Here is a 244-nt window from a genome sequence, read left to right on the forward strand (position 1 = left end):
TCACTAGGACAACTGAATGGTTTGACTCGTTTCAGGCGAGTTTTATTAATAACACTACCCTACTATAAATAGTAAGTGGCGTCCCCAAGAGATTAGTACTCTTGATAACGTCGTGCATAGAGAGTGCGGTGTCACACTGCTTTATACAGCACTTAAAATAGTAAGTGGCGTCCCCAAGGGGATTCGAACCCCTGTTACCGCCGTGAAAGGGCGGTGTCCTAGGCCTCTAGACGATGGGGACACT

At 47.1% G+C, this 244-nt stretch carries 1 tRNA gene; it reads right to left on the minus strand.

Features of this window, described 5'->3' with window-relative positions:
* Nucleotides 1-165: 165 nt before the first annotated feature.
* Nucleotides 166-241, minus strand: a tRNA-Glu gene (locus AN389_RS19885).
* Between the last annotated feature and the right edge of the window lie 3 nt (nucleotides 242-244).

Source organism: Pseudoalteromonas sp. P1-7a (genome assembly GCF_001401855.1).
In the GTDB taxonomy this organism is placed as follows: Bacteria; Pseudomonadota; Gammaproteobacteria; order Enterobacterales; family Alteromonadaceae; genus Pseudoalteromonas.